The organism is Mesorhizobium amorphae (assembly GCF_014843845.1).
Taxonomy (GTDB): Bacteria; Pseudomonadota; Alphaproteobacteria; order Rhizobiales; family Rhizobiaceae; genus Mesorhizobium; species Mesorhizobium amorphae_A.
The window spans coordinates 1-218 of the sequence record NZ_JHQS01000069.1; the positions used below are offsets into that span (position 1 = coordinate 1).

The following is a 218-nucleotide window of genomic DNA, read 5'->3' on the forward strand; positions in this document are numbered from 1 at the left end:
TTGTTGATGCCGAGATCGATGACGTCGAAACCGGCGCCCTCCATCATCATGCCGACGAGGTTCTTGCCGATGTCGTGGATGTCGCCCTTGACGGTGCCGATCACCATCTTGCCCTGCTTCGGCGCGCCGGTGGCGGCAAGCAGCGGGCGCAGGATGAACATGCCGGCCTTCATCGCGTTGGCGGACAAAAGCACTTCCGGCACGAACAGGATGCCGTC

The 218-nt window shown here is 62.4% G+C and carries 1 protein-coding gene; it reads right to left on the minus strand.

Translation table 11 applies throughout. The features are described 5' to 3' along the window. Window positions 1–218, minus strand: a 218-nt coding sequence (locus DH08_RS30020) for a cobalamin-dependent protein (protein WP_192182882.1), incomplete at both ends; no start/stop codon positions are given.